The organism is Maridesulfovibrio ferrireducens (assembly GCF_016342405.1).
Taxonomy (GTDB): Bacteria; Desulfobacterota; Desulfovibrionia; order Desulfovibrionales; family Desulfovibrionaceae; genus Maridesulfovibrio; species Maridesulfovibrio ferrireducens_A.
Map to the genome: position 1 here is coordinate 97,256 of NZ_JAEINN010000014.1, position 20,449 is coordinate 117,704.

Annotated in this window: 17 protein-coding genes; 8 read left to right on the forward strand and 9 right to left on the reverse strand. The window is 43.4% G+C overall.

Going from position 1 to position 20,449, the window contains the following annotated elements; all coding sequences use genetic code 11:
• Positions 1–128 precede the first annotated feature (128 nt).
• Genes JEY82_RS15005 through JEY82_RS15015 form a run of 3 tightly spaced genes read left to right on the forward strand, consistent with a single transcriptional unit; the run spans position 129 to position 3,774 of the window.
• The gene (locus JEY82_RS15005; RefSeq protein ID WP_369681168.1) at positions 129–2,627 is read left to right on the forward strand and encodes an ABC transporter ATP-binding protein/permease; all 2,499 of its coding nucleotides are present in this window, start codon (positions 129–131) and stop codon (positions 2,625–2,627) included.
• 2 nt (positions 2,628–2,629) lie between these two features.
• Positions 2,630–3,127: a Crp/Fnr family transcriptional regulator gene (locus JEY82_RS15010; protein WP_304087068.1), complete on the forward strand. Its 498-nt coding sequence runs from the start codon at positions 2,630–2,632 to the stop codon at positions 3,125–3,127.
• Between the two features lie 47 nt (positions 3,128–3,174).
• Complete coding sequence (locus tag JEY82_RS15015) at positions 3,175–3,774, forward strand: hypothetical protein (protein ID WP_304087071.1); 600 nt, start codon at positions 3,175–3,177, stop codon at positions 3,772–3,774.
• Positions 3,775–4,141: 367 nt separating this feature from the next.
• Here JEY82_RS15015 and qrcD read toward each other — a convergent pair whose 3' ends face one another.
• The 5 genes from qrcD to rfbC all read right to left on the reverse strand — a co-directional run bounded on the left by qrcD (position 4,142) and on the right by rfbC (position 9,553).
• Positions 4,142–5,377 carry a menaquinone reductase integral membrane subunit QrcD gene (gene qrcD, locus JEY82_RS15020; protein WP_304087073.1) on the reverse strand — a complete coding sequence of 412 codons (1,236 nt, stop codon included), beginning with the start codon at positions 5,375–5,377 and terminating at the stop codon, positions 4,142–4,144.
• A gap of 13 nt (positions 5,378–5,390) precedes the next feature.
• The gene (qrcC, locus tag JEY82_RS15025; protein ID WP_304087076.1) at positions 5,391–6,149 is read right to left on the reverse strand and encodes a menaquinone reductase iron-sulfur cluster-binding subunit QrcC; all 759 of its coding nucleotides are present in this window, start codon (positions 6,147–6,149) and stop codon (positions 5,391–5,393) included.
• Positions 6,150–6,172: 23 nt separating this feature from the next.
• The gene (qrcB, locus tag JEY82_RS15030; RefSeq protein WP_304087079.1) at positions 6,173–8,245 is read right to left on the reverse strand and encodes a menaquinone reductase molybdopterin-binding-like subunit QrcB; all 2,073 of its coding nucleotides are present in this window, start codon (positions 8,243–8,245) and stop codon (positions 6,173–6,175) included.
• Between the two features lie 13 nt (positions 8,246–8,258).
• Positions 8,259–8,810: a menaquinone reductase multiheme cytochrome c subunit QrcA gene (qrcA, locus tag JEY82_RS15035; protein WP_092162280.1), complete on the reverse strand. Its 552-nt coding sequence runs from the start codon at positions 8,808–8,810 to the stop codon at positions 8,259–8,261.
• Between the two features lie 191 nt (positions 8,811–9,001).
• Positions 9,002–9,553 carry a dTDP-4-dehydrorhamnose 3,5-epimerase gene (gene rfbC, locus JEY82_RS15040; protein ID WP_304087082.1) on the reverse strand — a complete coding sequence of 184 codons (552 nt, stop codon included), beginning with the start codon at positions 9,551–9,553 and terminating at the stop codon, positions 9,002–9,004.
• Positions 9,554–9,802: 249 nt separating this feature from the next.
• Between rfbC and JEY82_RS15045 the strand changes: the two genes are divergently transcribed.
• The 3 genes from JEY82_RS15045 to JEY82_RS15055 all read left to right on the forward strand — a co-directional run bounded on the left by JEY82_RS15045 (position 9,803) and on the right by JEY82_RS15055 (position 11,497).
• The gene (locus JEY82_RS15045) at positions 9,803–10,363 is read left to right on the forward strand and encodes a CvpA family protein (RefSeq protein WP_304087084.1); all 561 of its coding nucleotides are present in this window, start codon (positions 9,803–9,805) and stop codon (positions 10,361–10,363) included.
• Between the two features lies 1 nt (position 10,364).
• Positions 10,365–11,132 carry a nucleoside triphosphate pyrophosphohydrolase gene (gene mazG, locus JEY82_RS15050; protein ID WP_304087087.1) on the forward strand — a complete coding sequence of 256 codons (768 nt, stop codon included), beginning with the start codon at positions 10,365–10,367 and terminating at the stop codon, positions 11,130–11,132.
• Positions 11,133–11,287: 155 nt separating this feature from the next.
• Complete coding sequence (locus tag JEY82_RS15055; protein WP_092162276.1) at positions 11,288–11,497, forward strand: hypothetical protein; 210 nt, start codon at positions 11,288–11,290, stop codon at positions 11,495–11,497.
• An 84-nt stretch (positions 11,498–11,581) separates the two neighbouring features.
• On the opposite strand, the gene JEY82_RS15060 is transcribed toward JEY82_RS15055, so the two are convergent.
• The 4 genes from JEY82_RS15060 to JEY82_RS15075 form a co-directional block, all read right to left on the reverse strand.
• Complete coding sequence (locus JEY82_RS15060) at positions 11,582–14,581, reverse strand: hypothetical protein (RefSeq protein WP_304087088.1); 3,000 nt, start codon at positions 14,579–14,581, stop codon at positions 11,582–11,584.
• Positions 14,582–14,698: 117 nt separating this feature from the next.
• The gene (gene cls, locus JEY82_RS15065; protein WP_304087090.1) at positions 14,699–16,126 is read right to left on the reverse strand and encodes a cardiolipin synthase; all 1,428 of its coding nucleotides are present in this window, start codon (positions 16,124–16,126) and stop codon (positions 14,699–14,701) included.
• Between the two features lie 112 nt (positions 16,127–16,238).
• Entirely contained in the window at positions 16,239–17,636 is a 1,398-nt protein-coding gene (locus JEY82_RS15070; protein WP_304087093.1) for a glutamate decarboxylase, read from the reverse strand.
• A gap of 26 nt (positions 17,637–17,662) precedes the next feature.
• Entirely contained in the window at positions 17,663–19,114 is a 1,452-nt protein-coding gene (locus tag JEY82_RS15075; protein WP_304087096.1) for an amino acid permease, read from the reverse strand.
• 267 nt (positions 19,115–19,381) lie between these two features.
• Here JEY82_RS15075 and JEY82_RS15080 point away from each other — a divergent pair, with 267 nt between their 5' ends.
• A complete protein-coding gene (locus JEY82_RS15080; protein WP_304087099.1) occupies positions 19,382–19,879 on the forward strand; it encodes a rubrerythrin family protein in 498 nt (165 codons plus the stop codon).
• Between the two features lie 174 nt (positions 19,880–20,053).
• Complete coding sequence (locus tag JEY82_RS15085; RefSeq protein ID WP_304087102.1) at positions 20,054–20,383, forward strand: hypothetical protein; 330 nt, start codon at positions 20,054–20,056, stop codon at positions 20,381–20,383.
• The last annotated feature ends 66 nt before the right edge of the window (positions 20,384–20,449 follow it).

The following is a 20,449-nucleotide window of genomic DNA, read 5'->3' on the forward strand; positions in this document are numbered from 1 at the left end:
GGTAATAAATTTTTGAAAGTCAGTTTATTTATTTACTAAATTTTAATTTAGCAACACGAATAAAATTTTTTTGACCAAATTTATTCTATTTGATCTTTTATTTATGAGCATATTTTAAGGAGCTTCCTTTGACGATCACCAAACGGTCCCTTATGTACTGGGTGAAGACCAGCAATTTCAAATTACAAATGATATTGCTGGTTGTAATTTTAGTAACAGTAGCTGCACGCGTAATTCCTCTTGAAATGCAGAAACTGATTATCAACCAAGCCATCAGTATGCGTAAGGTTGATTTACTTGTCAGATACTGCACCTTCTACATAATAGCCGTAGTCAGTGCCAGCCTGTTAAAGTACGCAATTACGACTTTGCAGACTTACATAGGGCAGGAAGCTCTGGCGAAAATGCGAAAAGGCCTCTACGCCCATATTCTCACGCTCCCTTTAGGCTTTTTCAGAAAAGCAAACCCGGGTATGGTTGTTTCATCACTGATAACAGAACTTGCTCCGGCAGGTGAATATGTAGGACAATCAATCGCAGTCCCGGTTACCAATGTTCTGACGTTGATAACATTTGCAACGTATTTGTTCTACTTGAACCCGACCATGGCCGCCATTTCAATCGCACTGTATCCCTTCGTTATATATCTTGTTCCCAAGCTCCAAAAAAAATCAAACAGAGCCAATAAACAGAGAGTCGATACAACACGTAATCTCAGTAGCCATATCAACGAAACAATTTCAGGAATACATGAAATTCATGGTAACGGCTCATACCGTATTGAAAACCGTAAATATGGTTCATTCGTAGACCGCCTTTTCAAAATCAGAATCACATGGATTCTTTACAAACAGGGAATCAAGGTTCTCAATAGCTTTTTCCAAAATCTTGGACCATTTTTACTCTTTCTTGTCGGTGGTTATCTAGCCATTCAAGGTAAATTCGACCTTGGTGCTCTTGTTGCTTTTCTTTCCGCTTATGAAAAAATTTATGATCCTTGGAAAGAACTTATGGACTTCTATCAGGTTCATAATGACGCAACTGTCCGCTATGAACGAGTCATGGAATATTTTGATTTCGAGCCCGAATTTGAGCTTGAACCTAAAGACAGAGCTCCGATTAAACTGACTGGAGCCATTGATATTCAAAACCTAGGGTTCACCGTTTCAGGGGGCATTAAACTGCTCAAACAAATCAACCTGAAACTGAAACCCGGCGAACAACTGGCTCTTGTAGGATTTTCGGGCAGTGGCAAAAGTACACTGGCCCAATGTGTCTCACAGCTATACAAATATACCGGAGGGTCGGTAAAAATCGACGGCTATGAAGTCGGAGAACTGACCAAAGCCGACATGGTCCACAGTATGGGTATTGTTGCGCAGGAACCGTTTATCTTTTCAGGGTCCATAAAAGACAATCTGCTCTATTCATGTGCAGCTGTACTTGAAGGCGATCCGGAAGCTGAACAGAAAATGCCAAGCCGGGACCATATGATTGAAAGCATCCAGCAAGCAGGCATTTTTGTGGATGTTCTAAGATTCGGTCTAAACACCCTTGTGGATTCTGAACAGGATAAAGAACTATCCGAACGCTTACTGATGGTTCGCAAAAACTTTCACTCAGACTTCGGTGAAAAATTTGCTGAACATGTTGAATTCTATCAGGAAGGTAAATACCTCGATTACTCTACAGTTGCTGGTAATATTATCTTCGGATCTGCTAAGGATAAAAGTTTTGCAGGTAAAAACCTTGCCACAAACGAATACTTTATCAATTTCTTAAAAGAAACTCAGCTTGAAACACCTCTTCTCAGCCTTGGCCGTGAAACCGCTAAGCAAGCAGTTGATATTTTGGGTGATCTCCCTCAAGAAGAAATTTTCTTCGAGCAAAGTCCTATTCCGACAGAAGATTTTGAGGAATATAAGCAACTTGCTGCCAGATTGGACCATAACACTTTGCAGGAAATAAAAGGCAAAGATAGAGACATGCTCCTCCAATTGGCCCTGAACTTCATACCGGGAAAACATAAAATTGTTGCTTTGCCATCTGTTTTGAAAACGCTCATTCTTGATGGACGGCAGATGTTCTTTAACAAGGTATCCGTTGAAAAGCCGGATTCTTTCAGCTTCTTCAAAATAGCTGAATACATCCCTTCGCAGACAATTTTGGATAATATTCTTTTCGGAAAACCGAAAACAGATCATCCACAAATTCAGGATGCGATCAACCAGAGTATGATTCAGCTTCTTATTGAGGAAGACCTTCTGGAAACAGTTGTCGAGCTTGGAATGGGATTTGAGGTCGGAACCAAGGGCGATAAACTATCCGGTGGTCAAAAACAGAAGCTTGCAATTGCAAGAACATTCCTCAAGAATCCACCTATTATGATTATGGATGAAGCTACTTCTGCCCTTGATAACCGTTCACAGAACAGAATTCAGGGACTTTTAGAAACTAAATGGAAAGGAAAATCGACTCTCATTTCAGTTATTCATAGGCTTGATACTATCAAGAACTATGACAAAGTTGCTGTAATGAAAGCTGGTAAGCTTATGGAAATAGGGCCTTATGATGAATTAATCGCGAAAAAAGGCCTTCTCTACGAACTTATACACGGAGCAAAGTAGCTATGAGCGTCGAAACAAGTGAATATCAGGAACAGCTCGAAATAATAAGAGAAGTCCCTTACTTCTCAGGACTTGAACTGGAAGCTCAAAAACTTCTGGCCTACCTTTGCGTGCGTGAGACTTTCTCCACCGGTGAAACGGTCTTTAATACAGGGGATGTAGATCAGTCAGCTTACTTCATTTTAAAGGGACAGATGGAAGCTTTTCTGGATGGTGTAGATACTCCAATCCAGACTTTCAAAGAAAACGACTTTGTCGGAGCTCTGACCTTAATAGGCGATTCTAAGAGACTCTTTACCCTCAAGGCGATATCTGAATCTGTTTGTATCCGCCTTACTAAGGACAAGTTTGAGAAAGCCCGAGAACAATACCCTGAAATAAGCAACAAATTCTTAAAAGCTGCGGTTAATAAAATCAGCGACAGAGAAGAAAGATTTATTGCTAAATATGATATCGGCTGTGAAGGATGCAAATCCACAATCGGCTTAACCCTTATTTAAGATAGTGTGAGCAAAGTAATTATTGCCACCGGAGGATTAGTTAAAATATGAAAAAAATACTTTTGTTAAGCCTTGCCTTAATAGTGATCATGGTAACCTCGGCTTTTGCCAAGAACGCTCCTGAATCAGTTGCAGGAATTACCATTGGTGAGAATATTTCTACAATTAGATCTATTCTGGATATGGACTCTGCCAGATCACCATGGCAGGAAGAATACATCAAGCGTATTGGAATTAAGAAGCTTGAAGGCTACAATGGTGGATATGTTGTCGTTGGAGACTGTAATCGCAAAGATATAATTTTAAGATTAAAATTAAAATATTCTGACAGCAGTTTATCTTTCTTCAATAACATTTACGGCATGCTTGAAAAAAGATTCGGGAAACCCAATGATTGGAGAGGAAATCCTTTCGGAACCTTGAAAGTGTGGAAGTGGTCTCTCAATGATGACTTAGGTAATGTAAGCCTGATTCTCCAGCATTTCAGTGGTAATGACGACAGCATAAACAGCGGAAATTCCATCCGTATTTCTCGTCCTTCATGGATCACAGACGAAAAGAAGTGCTGGGAAGCAGCTAACCCTGAGCCGAAAATTCCGTCTATTCCTGCTAAAATGAAAGGAATGAGTTGGTTCATACCTTACTAAGACAATTCAACTTATTCTATTCAGATTCAAAAGCCTCTCTAAGCAATTAGGGAGGCTTTTCTATGCACTCTATCCCAATCATATTCCGTGCAGATTACACCCATTGTTCTGACGTCTTACAAGTCAAATAGCTTAGCAGATCAACATATCAACTCTTTACAAACACAGAAAGTTCCAAATTAAGATCTACTTTTCATAGTGGCTTACATTAATCAAAATAGAGTTACCTTAAAAATACAATAGTTACTCTATCCTACCAATATTCCATCCTGAAATTGATTAACATTTTAGGGCGAAACACAGCCAAAAGAAAAGGCCCGGTTCATGACGAACCGGGCCTTTAAGAAGCAATATAATCTACTTACGACTACTTATTGCTGTTCAGCTTAACTTCCTGAGGGAAGACAGGCAGATACCTGTAACAAAGACTGAGCGCAAGCGCACCGTAAGCGACGATCATTCCTGAAGTTGCCCATTCTGCCCAGTTAGGAGTATAAATCTCCCAATTGTCGAAAGGCATAACAGGAATAGCGATGGTCTGAACAGTGAATACGTAACGGTTGATGCTGATACCGATACAATCGAGGATTGCAGCAGTATAAAGCAATGTGGGGTTGTTTCTGATAGAAGGAGTAATCAACATAATCGCAGGGACTACGCCGCAAAGTCCTAATTCAGTCCACATCAGCCATTTACCGTAGACGTTACCGTAGAACATCTCGTCGAAAGTAAAGCCAACAGAAGGCAGGTAACCGGTAGCCCAAGCCCATGTGTCAATGATCTTGAAGAACATGTACAGACAGAGCATGGAGCCTGCTATTTTACCCATGAGAGCTTTTACTTTGTAATCCACAAGCTTTTTGCCTGTCATCTTTTCGATGAGGGTACATACCAGAACTGTGAAAACAGGACCGGAACCAACAGCGGAAAGAACGAAGAGGAAGAAAGTCCAAGGCCAGATGAAGAACCCATCACGGAAAGCATAAGGACGACCGAACATAACGCCGTACATGCCGCCCAGTGAACCCTGGTGGAATGTGGAAAGGAAAGTTCCGATACCGGCAAACAGAGCCATATTCACGTGAAGGTGATGAGCAAAGTGATGCAGGAAAGGAATTTTATTAAGCTGCTTCTGCTCGAGGATCAACGGAATAAATTCGATGACCAGAACGGTGCAGTAGCAAGTAATACAGAAGATAACTTCTGTCAGCATGGAATGCACGTTAGGGTGCCAGTATCCGAACCATGCACGGATCGGCTGACCGATATCCATGGTGAGGATAAGCATTGCACCTGAGTAGCACAAGAATCCAAGTATAACAGCTAAGTTAACAATATTTTTAAGTTGATCAATCTTGAGGATGTACTTGAGAAATCCGGTGAAAAATGCACCGGCACCAAGTGCGATAACCGCAAGGTCAAAAGTAATCCACAGTCCGAACCCGAAGTAGTTATCCAAACCTGTTACGCCGATACCGTTTGCGAAAATTATCACAGCGGCATAAACACCCCAGAGAAAGAATATTGATACAAAAGCCATCCATAAGGAAAACTTTGGTAGTCCACAGCGAGTTACGCCTTCGGGGAAGAGATTGCTATCCATAATTGCCTCCCTCCTAGTGCTTGTCTTTAGGCAAGTGGTTATCACTCTGCTCACGGACCCAATCACGACGGCTTATGTAATAGACCTGAGGGTCCATGCCGAGACTTTCAAGAAGACGGAAAGCGTTCTTATCCTTAATAAGATCGTGGACCTTATGTTCAGGATTCTTTGAGTCTCCGAAAGAGATTGCACCAGTGGGGCAGGCTTCAAGACAAGCAGGTTTATACCAACCGTCAGGAAGTTTATTAGGATCCATATCTTCAGCACGGGCGCGAGCACGAGCATCAAGCAGTCTGGAATGACAGAAGTTACATTTCTCAACAACACCGCGAGGACGCGTGGAAGTTGAAGGTGAAAGTGCTTTTTCCATTCCTTCAGGCCAAATTGGATCAAACCATCCAAAGTAACGAGCGTGGTAAGGACACGCAGCCATACAGTACCGACAACCGATACAACGAGGATAAATCTGACTGACGATTCCGCCTTCTTCGTCCTTAGTAGTCGCAACTACGGGACAAACGGGAACGCAAGCCGGCTTTCCGCACTGCATGCAAGGTCTAGGAAGGTATGCTGATTCCCGTTCAGGGAAATCCTTTCCATTATTCAATTCATAAACAAGCAACCAAGTAAGGGTTTTCAGTTTGTTAGAACCGTCTTCCATTGGTGCTATATTATTTTCTGCCTGGCAGGATACCATACAAGCACCGCAACCGGTACACTTGTCGACATCAATTACCATGGTCCATTTAGTATCAAATTCAATTTGTTGCATAACGTGAATCCCCTGACTTTAATTTAGGCGATGCTCACGAAAGAACTGGTCCAGACGGCCATGCCGGTTCCGGGCTCAGTGCCAACAGTGAGAATTTTGGAGATGTTGTCGCCTTTTCCGCGGGAGAACACGTCCCAAGCGGTATGACCGAATCCAAGTGGTGCGGCTATCACATCGTTCATTACGCCTTCGTTGATGTGGACTCTGGCAACACACTCTCCGCCTGTTCCAGTAAGTTTAACTTTAGAACCTTCGGAAACGTTAAGTTTCTTAGCGGTCACTCCGTTAATCTGAACGAAGAGGTCTTTGCCTTGCAGCTCGAACTTGCTGATTGTCACACAGTTCAATGGCGGAATAGCCACTGTAGAGGATCCGACGTTGAGCTTAGCATAAGGAGCCAGTGCAATTTCGCCACCCTTAGGCATAGCAACTGCCTTAGAGAGAACGGATGCTGCAAACTTAAGCGAACCTGATTCTGTAGAATCAGAAACAAAAGCTGCTCCTCCAACAAGTGAATCCCAATCTGCGCCAGCTTTTTCGGCCTTAGCCTGCAAAACTGCCTCTGCAGATTCATATCCAAGATCAATACCAAGTCCGCTTGCAACGCCGAGAACGACGTCGATTGTGGACTTACCGTTATAGATAGGCTCTGTAACGGGAGCACACGCGCTGAGCATTGCAACACCAACTCCGTAAGGAGTCTGTGCATCATCAAAACGCTCAAAACTGTGCGGATTAGGCATAATCAAGTCAGCTTTAGAAGCTGTTTCATCCATCCATGTGCTAAAACTTACAAGGAACGGCACTTTAGCAATTGCTGCAGCCATGGTGTCGGCCTGAGGCATTGCATATACCGGATTCGCTTCGTAAGCCAAGAGCACTTCAGGAGCTTTAACTTTATCTGAAGCAACTGCTGCAAGATAACCAGCAAAATCTCTGCTGGAAAGTTCTGTACGGCTGACAGCTGAGTCAACAGCTAATGGAAGGTCAGCGAGGAGCTTCATTCCGCCCTTCTCACCAACTCTGCCGAGGAGCATATTGAGTGCGGTAGCTGCGATGATATCAACAGCACCTGCGCCCTGTCCGAATTCAGAACCGGAAATAACAAGCGGTGCTGAAGCAGACATAAGCTGCTTAGCAAGCCCGGCCATTACGCCTGGAGCTACACCGATTGCTTTTTCAACCTTATCAGGAGTGAATCTGGACATAACCAAAGTCTTGAAGTCAGCAAAATCAGAGGCAGAAGCGGAAGATCCGGAATTAAGCATATGGTATGCAAGACCGAGGCTGAATATAGCGCCTGTTCCAGGTGCTACAGGAATCCACTTATCACTTGAAGAAGCTGTGCTGTTCAAGAAAGGTCCGGCATAGACATAAACGCTTTTCAAGTCTTCGCCAGTAGGACGCATTTCGGAATATACACGCTGATTTCTTACAACAGAACCCCAAGAGTTCATTGCATCTGCTCCGATGAACAGAACAAAATCAGAATTGTCCAGATCGTAACCGATCTGTCCGCTGCCACCCATATTATCCAAAGCAACTGCTGCGGCCTGCTCATCACCGGGCATCAGGTAGCAATCACTGCTTCCCATACCTGCGGCAAAAGCAGATAAAACTTCGCTAGAAGTTCCGGTAGCGTCGCCACTTACGATGGCGAGTTTTCCGGCCTGCCCTTTAACGGCAGAAAGTTTCTCTGAAAGCATTTTCTCAGCTTCTTCCCAGGAGATAGACTCATACTTACCGTCTGCGACCTTTTTCATAGGTCCATTCACACGGGAAGGACTGTAAAGAAGCTGTGCACCGCCTGCGCTTATTGCGTCGACGCCGCCTTTGCTCATTTCATTTTCGACATTTCCCTTTACAACGTAAGGGCTGCCCCCGACGGATTTAACCGTCAAAGAACAAGGGGAAGGGCCGAATTTGGACAAAGTAGCCTGCTCAGTGATCTGTCCGTACTTAAGCCTTGGAATCCAAGGCCAGTTCTGAGACCAAATAGCGGCATCATCCAAAGATTTCCAAATAACAGGTGTGAAGAGTGAACCTACAACACCACCTGTAACCAATTGAATAAAAGTTCTGCGATCAATACCCATTGCAGTCCCTCACTTACTTATGGCAGACGTAACATGCGTTGCTGGTACCAACTTCCGCATGACAGCGTTCACACTGCCACATCTTCATGGTCTGCTTGCTGTAACCGCTTATCCTGTTTTCGTAATACGTCGGCAGGGTGTCGCTATTGCCAACATCGGGATGGCAATCAGTACACTCGAAGCCTTTATGCGCCATGTGCGAAAAGTATACGTTATCAGGCTGATACTGATAAACCAGCCATGGAACCTCGACGTCCTTCGCAAGGTACTCATTCACGTAAGTTTCTTCGGCTTTTGATTCACCGAGAAGATCTTCGTGACATTCAGCACACTTCTCATTTGAAGGAAGCCCCGCAAAGGAACCATCTTCCATAAACGTGTGACACGACTCACAGTCCATTCCCTCACCGTCAACGTGGACCTTGTGACTGAAATCAATAGGCTGAGTTTTCTGGCTATAAATAACCTGCGGGAAAACCCACCAACCGATTACCAGGCTCGCAAGGACACCGATGAAGAAAGGGAGAACGCCTCCACACTGCTTCGATGCTCTTTTCTCCTCCATAACCTCGCCCCACTACTCCTTAAGTTTTGTGAAACATAAACAACCAATTAACGCCATATCTTCTAAAATAGAGAATCTTTCTATGTCAAGAGAATATGAAACTTTTCACAAAGTTCTCCGGAACAGAAAAAACCCCTATCCACAACACAGGAATACGGTGGACAATTAATGCCCTTATGGTAAATTTTCAGCTAAAATTTAAATGGTGATTCAAACTGAGATAGTGCTGAAAGTTTATTATCTTTCTCAGAAAGAACCGGATTTTCAGATTTCCACTCAATCGCCAGATCAGGATCATCCCAGCGAATACCGGACTCGCTCTCAGGAGCGTAACCAGCATCAACTTTATACATGAACTCATTCTCTTCAGTTAATGTTTCATAACCATGAGCGAAACCTTTAGGAATAAACAGTCTGCGAAAATTTTTAGCCGAAAGTTCAATCTTGAATGACTTCAGATAAGTTGGAGAACCTTTCCGCAAATCCACCACGACATCGTTAACAATCCCTCTTGTAACCCATACAAGTTTGGCCTGTGCATGTGGCGGAAGTTGCAAATGTAACCCCCGTAACACGCCGATACCACTGGAATACGCATGATTATCCTGAACAAAATCTGCCGGCAGACCATTTTTTACAAAAAAAGATCTGTTAAAACTTTCCAGAAAGAATCCACGCTCATCCCGAAAAACCTTCGGTTCAATAATAATAAGCCCGGGGAATTCCGTCTCAATCAAATTCATGCACTCCTCCAAATAGAAAACATCTATACATAATATGTTCCCCAAAATTAAATGAGAATTAACCGAGTTAGCCGAATGACACAACCTCATTTTTAACTTGATTCGAATATTTTTTATTCTTTCTTACTTAATTCCCCTTATTCACATTTCCGGCGCGGTCTGATATCCGTATCTGACAATTTACAGGTTAAAGCTGTACGGATAATTCTACCGTCAGTCTGCGAACCAACCTTAAACATCGGAATAGCAATGAATACAGCAGGATTAGCTCTAAATTCGCTAGATATTATTCTTATAGTTATTGCCGCAGGATTAGTTTTCAGAGGACTTCTTCGTGGTATTGTAAGGGAAGCAATTTCTGTGTTTTCGCTTATTTTAGGATTTTATCTGGCTGCAAGATATCATCAAGAACTAATGCCTTATTTCGGAAATTTTTTCGATGGACCGGGAACAGTCAAAGTTTTCAGCTACCTTTCAATAATTGCTGTCACCATTTTGGTCTCAGTACTGCTCGGCATAGTTATTAAAAAGATTCTCACAATAACAATGCTGGGCTGGGCAGATCAGGCTCTAGGCGGACTTTTAGGATTAGTTGAAGCTGTGTTAGTCGGCGGAATACTTATTATTATTCTTAATAGTTTTACCCCTAATTCTGATTTTATCACCAAATCAAAACTAGCTCCTAAAGTTATATCTGCCGCAAGCCTTTTAATAGGTTTTGCTCCAGATAATATTTTGGAATCATTGGATATTAAATCCATGATCCCTGAACAATCCCAATTAACTAATCAAATCAAAGAAATTATATAAAATGAGTAATTCAAAATCTCTCGAAAAGTTACAGGGAGTTATCTCCGCCCTGCTCGGTCCTGACGGTTGTCCATGGGACAAAGATCAAACTCCACGTTCACTTTGTGACTATGTTATTGAAGAAGCATTTGAACTGGTAGAAGCGATAAGAGCAGATGATTCAAAAGAAGCGATGGAAGAACTGGGTGATGTGATGTTTCTTCTCCTGTTCATTGCTGAATTATATGAAAAAAAAGGATCTTTCTCTCTTGCCGATTCACTTGATTCCAGCTCAGCCAAGATGATCAGAAGACATCCTCATGTTTTTGCTGAAACAAAAATTGATAATCAGGATGAATTGCTCCGTAACTGGGAAAAGATCAAACGCAGTGAAAAAGACGATTCAAATAAGATTTTCGACTCACTGCCCAAGGGATTGCCACCGCTTCTTAAGTCTTACCGCATCAACTCTAAGGCCGCACACACAGGTTTTACTTTTGAATCCGACGAGCAATGTACACAGCAGCTTGAAAGTGAATGGAAAGAATGGAATGCGGCTCTTGAATCCGGTGATAGCGCAAAGTCTGAAGAAGAATTCGGGGACTACCTGTTTGCGCTGGTAGAACTTGGACGCAGAAAAGGCATTAAAGCCAACAGCGCTCTGGATGTAACGAATAATAAATTCTTAGGAAGATTTTCTAAAATGGAAGATCTGGCAAGAGAACAGAATAAAGATGTTTCCGAGATGGAACTTGCTGAACTCAACGAACTTTGGAATCAGGTTAAATAACTAAAGAACTTATTTTTTTTGATAACGATCACATTAAATCCTCAGCTCAATTCTTTTGAGCTGAGGATTTTTCTATTTCTACCCTAAAGTTATTTACGCTTTTACCGATAAACCAGATAGGCGCGATTAGTACCCTTAATCTTCAGGGGGTGTTTATGGACATATCAGCAATCAATTCAGGACAATTTACTATCTCGGCAGCAACCGAGAAACAGATGTTCGGAGCACAAGTAGTCACAAAGACACTTGATTACATGAACTCCAGCCAATCATCTTCATCAACTAACAGCGATTATGATTTCCAGAAAAGTGTTCTCGGCGCACATTTCGCCGGTAAGGGAGCAATTGCTAACATCAAAGCGTAAAAGGGACCTGAATAGCGCCTATTCAGGTTAGAACCCGGAGTTAAAACCGCGGTTCTAACCTGTATAAAAATCAACAACTTCAAGCTACGCAGTTGAAACTTCTTTCTTCATAGCCTCAAGATAACTATTTCCATGGTCGAGATAAAACGCCAGCGGCTTGCCGAAATTCTTTCCTATCAACCCGTCAACAAGCAATCGGCTTATCTCTTTATCTGCAAGCAAAACATTTTGCGATGCAAGAAAAATTGACTTTTCCTCGTTGGTCATCTTCTTCAGACGGACTCTAAGAGCTGTCCGTGCGCGAGGTTGAAACATCCAGAATCTCATCAAATCCAAGGCATTGATTATAAAAATCTTTTCAAGGTCACTACCTGTACTTTGCATTTCTGAAATAAATTCTACAGGCTCATACAACATGTCCCTTCCATTACGTTCAGGAAACATCATTTCAAGCTGGGTATAGCAGTCAAAAACACTTTTGATTGTTCTTTGGTAATCCCATAGCCTCATGCGGATATTGTCATGGCGGTCAGCCATACCTTCAATAATTCCGGCAACCATATCTGATGCCAGCTTAGATATAACCGCAGCCCATGTCTGAAGCACCATATCTACCGCCACAACACCCGCTATTCCCATTACAAGACCTATTCCGTCACTAAGGACGACGGCAAGCGGCACAGAGATTATGGACCGCAACAAATTCCAGAATGCAGCACTGCGCGGAAGCCCTCTGAACATGTTATGGCTAAAAATATACAACCCGTTTGCCAATCCCATAACAGCATAAAGCAATATCGGATTGGTATGTGTGTTGACTCCGAAGCCGTGATCGAGAAGTAGGGTTTTAACAAAGAAATCAAGCAACGGCACCGAGAATCCCGTAAACAAAAGAGAATCCGATATCCTGCTCCAGCTCACATGGTCATTCCAGCGTGAAAGTGGTGACCTAATAAATCCGCCACCACCTAGCACTGCCTGAGTAATATTACGCCAGCCGGTAATCCCGAACCAGATAAATGCGCCGAAGAAACGCAGAAGCCACCAGTCCTTAGTCAAAGCAAAGGTCAAAAAGGCGGGGATAAAACCACACAAAATCTTGAGTGCGTTTTTCAAAGAAGAATTCATATATCTGAAAGATCTGGACTTTTTACTTCCTAAATCATTGTCCAATGTGAAATTGTGTCCAACATCACTGAGTCCGCCAAGCATTGCTATATTTGTTTTATTTCTTGCACATGCAGTAAAGCGGGTAAGGCGCCAGTCCTCTGATTTTTCATATCCAAACCTGTTTATCAGCGGAAGTGTCCGTAAAAAACGCATAGACCTGTTATACAACTTGCTGTCTGAGGATTTCGGAGTCAAAACAACATCAAGACAGACTTCAGCCTTAGCAGGAATCGGACATTCACCTTTTTCAAGACTGGTAAAAACTTTTTTCGCAGCATTATCCGGTAATGTATCGGCAACAACCAACCCCATACCGCGTGCACTGGCAATAATACCGGACGAACCGCTTCCTATACGTGCCTGCAACCTTGTTCCGCCATACATGGCACTAAAAGTTCCCATATGTGAAAGCACATTATGCAGACATTCAAGAACTTCCTCATCCGCTACGGCCCCCATATTTTCAAGTCCGCGAATTGCCCGGGAAATTATATTTTTAAGCTCAAGCAGATTGCGATCATTAAGAGCTTGACGCAACGCATGAACGTCTTCCGCAATTTTAGCTGTGCCGAGTGAAAAACGTTTAAGATTCAGCTCTTCAATATAGCGGACCATGCCGCCGCACTTATATAAAATACATATAATATCTGCGATAGTAAGACCGTCAGGAACTAGAGTTATCCTTTTCTGCGAGGCTATAGTGCGAATTCTTGCTACAAACTGCTCCGGTGAAAGATTCATAAGTTCAGGCGGGTCAGAAGTTTCACATCCAATAAAACGTCCATCAATTGAGCACGCAACATCTGAACAGATGAACCGCTCAATAACAGTCTCGATATCAAATTTATTTATGATTTCAACAAGTGCTTTTATGTCTACCCGTCCACTCTCATCCGCAAGTTCGTACTGAGCTTTCAGTTCGTTTACCCGCTCTTTAAACACAGGCATGAGCATTTCAAGAATATAGCGGCCCAGATGTAAAAACGAAGGCTGTCCGGTTCCGACAAATGCCAGAAACTCAGCTTCACATATTTCAGGACAGATAACCCCGAAATCTTCTTCAATGACTACACGCTGCTGCTTATTAAAATTATGAACACACCTGATCACCTGCTTCTGCAACCAACGCGAAACTTCAAGCCCTTCTGACAAAAATTTAACGACTTCTTTTGATTGAATAAACCGCTCAAAATCACGCCCGTTATCAAAACCGTCCAATGTCCAGATAAGCGCTGCTGTGCGATTCTGCCAGCGTATTTGATACTCAATACCGACTTTAACTTCGATATCCATAATTCTGGCAGCTTCGTAAAGCTCGCGCGATTCAACCACTCCGACATGGTTATAATAAACAACTGTCAGACTTCTGATACCCTTGATCCAGGCATCCATTATTAAATGAGTCGGTGATTTGCGCCCCTTGCTGTTTGCATCATGAACGCGATGATCAAAGGCTATATGGTTCCATTCTTCGGGCATTTCCAGCAGATAGTAACTGTCAAGAAATTCGCGGACAACTCGAGGCTTCCCGGTTGCCGCTTCATGAAAATTGTGAGCCAGTTCAAGACATAAATCTTCATCGTCAACAGAGCGAACCAGCTTCTTCATTATCTGAATCAGCACGCGCGCAGTATTCATGCGAAGCGCCCCTTTAGGCATTGCCAAAACCTCATCACGTAAGGAACGCAAAGCGGACAAACGTCTGGAAACTCCCTCAGTTTCGAGAGAACTAAGCAGATGCGCGACCGAATAAGCAATCCTGAGACCACGAGATCCGACCAGTTCCCTGATACCATGAGGACTTAAATGAGGAGCAAGAAGGTAACGATCTTCGCCGATCGCAACATCACGATTAAGAATATCGCGGACTATCCCGAGGAGCTTATAATCTTGACTATCAAAAAACATTTTCATGATTCACCCTAAGCACATTGAATTTTAACTTAAAATATACCTTTTTGTAACACTACCTAGGGTTTTCACAAGACTCAAGATAATTAAGTTCTTTTTTTCACATAAAAGAAAACGCCCTCATTGAATTGGTGCAGTCAGTTGCGCGACTCTAACAAATAAATTGAACAGAAAACTTTTTTTTATTATATCCTTATCGGTCACCTGCACACTGTTGCTGAAATCATTTTCAAGCATACTGGCCACTTCGCTATTAAAATCTTCATTGGCAATAACCATCGTAATCTCAAAATTAAGCCGGAATGAGCGGTTATCAAAGTTCGCAGTTCCCACTGTTGCGTATCCTTCATCAATAAGTACAACCTTTTGATGCAAAAAACCTTTGTCATACCAATAAACCTTTGCACCGATCTGCAACAACTGCTCAACATAAGCCCAATGAGTATATGTCACCAACAGATTGTCAGTCTTCCGCGGTATCAATATCCGCACATCCACGCCGCGTAAAACAGCCAGATGTAATGCTGTAATAAACTGCTCATCAGGAACAAAATAAGGACTGACTATCCACAGCCGCTCTCTGGCGCTCTGAATACATTCCATAAAAAACAGAGTACACGCCTCGAAAGTATCCTCAGGACCTGAGGGCAGTGCCAACGCGCCCACATTTCGTCCACCTTCAGCAGCTACGGGGTTCCATTCCAGTTCAAGTAATTCATTACTTGCCCAATACCAGTCTTCGTAAAATGAAACTTGAACCGACTGAGCCGCCGGCCCGGCAATTCGAATATGCGTATCACGCCAATGTCGCAGCCCTGCACTTTGACCAAGATACTCATCGCCGACATTATGCCCGCCTACCCACGCTTCAACTCCGTCAACAACTACAATTTTCCGGTGATTTCTAAAATTCAATTGAAATCGATTGGCCCGCCCTTTAGTTGTATTAAAAGCATAAATCTTAACTCCCGCAGCATTAAGCTCCGCAAGATATTCATCAACAAGCCCGAGACTGCCTATTTCATCATAAAGAAAACAAACTTCCACACCTTCGCGAGCCTTGCTGATCAATCTGTCTTTAAGTTCATTTCCCAAGCCGTCAGCCTTAACTATATAAAATTGCACGAGTATATATTTCTCAGCCCGCGCAATTCCAGCAAAAATTGAATCAAATGTCTGCCTGCCGTCTATCAAAAGGTCGACATTATTGCCGGACGTAAATGGAAGTTTTGCAATTTTCTCAATTGACAATGCAGTCCGTTGATCCGGAAACATTAATAAGTTCCGTCCTCTGAGCACCTGAGTATATTTTTGAACAGCATCACTGCTACGCGCATGATTGGCCCGCAGCAATTTAACAAACCCGTGAAATTTATTCCGCCCGAATATCCAGTAAGCAGGCAAAGCCAGATAAGGAATAGCGACAAGCCCAAGCGCCCATGCAACAGAACCCTGCGGAGTACGGGATTCCATAATAGCTTTTATTGCGCTGAAAAAACCTAAAAAATGGAAAAATAATGCTATAAATGCTAATAATTCCAAAGTCATAAATTGGACCTTCCTGTGGAAGATTTTGTTTATTATATCACGCGAATATCTAATAAATGTCCCCTGCCTGATACTAAATCAGACAGGGGACATTTATTTTAAAAAGACTGAATTACTTGGAGTGGCTGAATCCGCCGGCATCTTCCTCAGACAATGGAGCGGTCATGGGATTCTTTTTCAGGAAATCCAGACAGCGCTGCATGTCAGTCAGTAACAACTCGCCGAGATCAAGGCTTACACCGTGACGCACCAACATGCGCATGATGACCAGATCCTCACGATGGGCAGGCATGGAATACGCCGGAACCTGCCAGCCACGACTGCGCAGACGATCGGACAGATCGTAAAGTGAAAAACCGTGATCCACTCCCGGCTTCAACGTCCAGCTGAGAGCCGGGATACCGCCCTTGCCGTCATATATAATTTCAAACGGCCCCATCTCTCCAATTTTCGCAGCAATGGCTTGCGCCGTGTCATAGCAAGCCTGATGAATCTTGCGGTACCCTTCTCTGCCGAGGCGCAGGAAATTGTAATATTGCGCTACAATCTGACCGCCCGGGCGTGAAAAATTCAGCGCAAATGTCGGAATGTCGCCGCCCAGATAATTAACACGGAAAATCAAATCTTCGGGAAGATCTGATTTGTCGCGCCAGATAACCCACCCCACACCAAGTGGAGCCAGTCCGAACTTATGACCTGAAGCGTTTATAGATTTAACGCGCGGCAAACGGAAATCCCATTCCAATTCCGGCTCTACGAAAGGAGCCAGAAAGCCGCCGCTTGCGCCGTCAACATGAACCGGAATATCCAGTCCGGTTTCAGCTTGCAATTTATCCAATGCATCACAGACCGCTTTGACGGGTTCATATTGACAAGTGAACGTCACTCCGAGAGTAGGAACAACGCCGATAGTATTTTCATCACACCGCTTGATGACTTCTTCCGGAGTCATGATCAACCGATCTTTTTCCATGGGAATTTCACGTAATTCAACATCCCAATAGCGGGCGAACTTATGCCAGCAAATCTGAACCGGACCACATATAAGATTGGGCCTGTCTGTAGGCTTGCCCTCTTTTTTCATTTTATCACGCCAGCGCCATTTCAAAGCCATGGCACCGAGCATGGCAGCTTCACTGGAACCGGTGGTCGAACAACCCAAGGTATTAACCGCATCCGGCGAATTCCAGAGATCGGCAAGCATATGCACACAGCGAGCTTCAAGTTCAGCTGTCTGCGGATATTCATCCTTGTCGATCATGTTTTTATCCACACACTCATCCATGAGCCTGTGCATCTCAGGGTCCACCCATGTCTGGCAGAATGTAGCCATATTCTGACGGGAATTACCGTCCAGCATCAATTCATCATGAACAACCTGATATGCGTGACGGGGATCATGCTCTTCGGCTGGAAACTTATATTTGGGCATGCGAACCGATAGATCGGTGGAAGCGTAAACATCATCCAACAACTTTCCCCTGACTGAATTTTTATCATGTAGTGCCATACTATTATATCTCCTTTTTTAATGGTCTAATTATCAGAATCCTGCTTCCACTCTGGTTTTTTCATTGCATGAATAATCATCGGCAACCCGATGAACACGATCATTCCGGCAGCAACCAGACAAACATAAAGAGTAGGATTACCAACCGGCAGGTTGGTGGGAGGGAAGAAGCCGACAAGCAGTGCAAAGCTAACTCCGATCAAGCCCATTCCAGCCAACAAGCACATGCCGAGTGTTCCGCCGGGAACTTTGTAGGAACGCGGCAGGTCAGGACGGGTGATGCGTAACTTAATGGCTGCCGCATACATGAGAATGTACATGACTAAGTACAAGGTCACAGTGATAGCCGAAAGCACGAAAAATGCGACGCTTACATTGTCCATAATAAAATAAAGCGAAGCCAGTACACTGACAATCACCGCTTGAATCATGAGAATATTTACCTGAATGCCATTCTTGTTCACTTTAGCCATGAATGGCGGAATTTCACCTTGCCTAGCTGTGTGCAAAAGACCGCGACTTGGACCGCCGAGCCATGACATAACGCCGCCGATCGCCCCGAAAGCCGCCAATAATCCTATTACCGGAGTAAGAAACCCGATATGAAAAGCATCAAGCAATTGCTTAAATGCCTGCATCAAGCCAGCCGTAAGACTGATTTCCGACACAGGGATTACTGTTGCTACAGCCAGAGATCCCAAAATAAACAATCCGAAAATAACGGCTGCGGCCAGAAACATGCTTTCAGGAAATTGCTTGGCCGGATTTTCAAGATCAACAGCATGAACAGCCTGCACTTCCACCCCCGCAAAAAGCAGAACAATTCCCGCTAAAAAAGCCACACTTCCTAAACCGGTAATATGCGGGAAAAACCGGACATGCGGAGCTTGATCCGCCAATTTTTCCACTGCGATGGTTGCGGCGCTAGGTTCAAGAAACTGAATGGGGTTGCCTTGCAAAACCCAAATCGCTCCCAGTACTATTATGAACAACCCCGGAAGCAGTGTTCCGAGTAAAACTCCATATTTAGTAACAGAACTTGCAACGTCTGCTCCGGCCATCGTTACGAATGTCGCCGCCCAATAACAGACGAGAATAACAATTCCGGTATACACTCCGTTGTCAGCCAAAGCCGGGTCCATAAATAAATATGCCAGCGCACTGGCTGCAAAAGCAAGCACAGTAGGATACCAGACAACATTCTGAATCCATTGCAGCCAGATTGCCGTAAAGCCCCACCGGGAACCAAAAGCTTCCTTGATCCAAGTGTACACACCACCGCCCTTTTCACTGAATGCGCCGCCAAGTTCGGCTGCAACCAGAGAAGCGGGAATCAAGAACATTACCGTGGCAAAAAGAATATAGAAAATCATTGAGAGCCCTTCTTTTGCCATCATAGGCAACCCTCGCAGACTTACTACTGCAGCCACTGTCATCATGCTTAACGTGAAGACGGTCATTTTCTTAGATTTCGCCATAAACAAAAGCTCCTGAATTTAATGAAATATACCAATCCACCTGCCCACTTCCTCATTTTGAACACTAAAGCATATTATATAAATCAGGTACAGTCTTCGAACATGTTTTTAAGGAGCAAACTTAAATAATTAATCCATCTTTCCAATAAAAATATTTATCTTTTTACTTGCTTTAAATATTAGTAATGATTACTAAGAAGATCAAAACAACATGAAATAATGGAATTTCAAGTTATATTTAGTAAATAAACATAAAGGAGAAATACAATGACTAAAACTCTTAAAAATCTACAGGACGCATTTGCCGGAGAATCTCAGGCTAACCGTAAATATCTTGCTTTTGCTGAAAAAGCTGAAGCTGAAGGCAAACCCGGTGTGGCTAAACTTTTCCGAGCAGCTGCTGCCGCTGAAACAATCCATGCTCATGCACATCTTCGTTTGATGAAAGGAATCGGAACAACCGAAGAAAACCTTAAAGGCGCCATCGAAGGCGAAACCTTTGAATTCGAATCCATGTACCCACAGATGATTAAAGAAGCTGAAGCTGAAGGCGAAAAAGCTGTTCTTCGTTACTTCGGGTTCGCCAACGAAGCTGAAAAAGTGCATGCCGAACTCTACACAGCAGCCCTCGAAGCAGATGGCGACACTTTTGCAGATGCTGAATTCTACATCTGCTCAGTTTGTGGACACACTCAGGACGGCGAAGCGACAGAGAAATGTCCAATCTGTGGTGCGGCAGCTAAAGCATACAAAAAAGTAAATTAATAACAGATTGATACAAATAATTAACCGCCCGTCCAGCTAACGCCGGATCGGGCGTTTTTTTTGAAAACCTACTTTCGGGAACCTGCCTCCCCCAACCTAGACATTCTTTAGATAGAGTGTAATTTTAAGTTATTAAAGATTATTAACCTATTGAATCATCACGAAAGGGTCCGCATGTTCCGTAAAAAAGAATGGTCGTTTAAAGGCGAATCAGGAACCGAATATTGCTTTGAAATTAAAATGAAAAGTTCCGCTCTGCCGACAGCCGGTGGAGTCTTTATACTGGCCTACACCCATCCACGCGGACATCTGGCCGGTTTTGAAGTGCATCCTTTATACATCGGTCAAACGGATAACCTGAGCACAACCATTGATACCCCGCCACAACTAAAATGTATCACTAACGAATGCTGGAACTGCACCTATATAATGATGACAGATAATAAACAGGCGAGAATCGACTGTGTGCAGGATTTGCTGAAAAACAATCAGACGCCTTGTTAAGTACTTATATTAAGTCCAATTGCCTTTTTAGAAAACAGGTCGTAAGTTAACTTCAACAATTTTAGT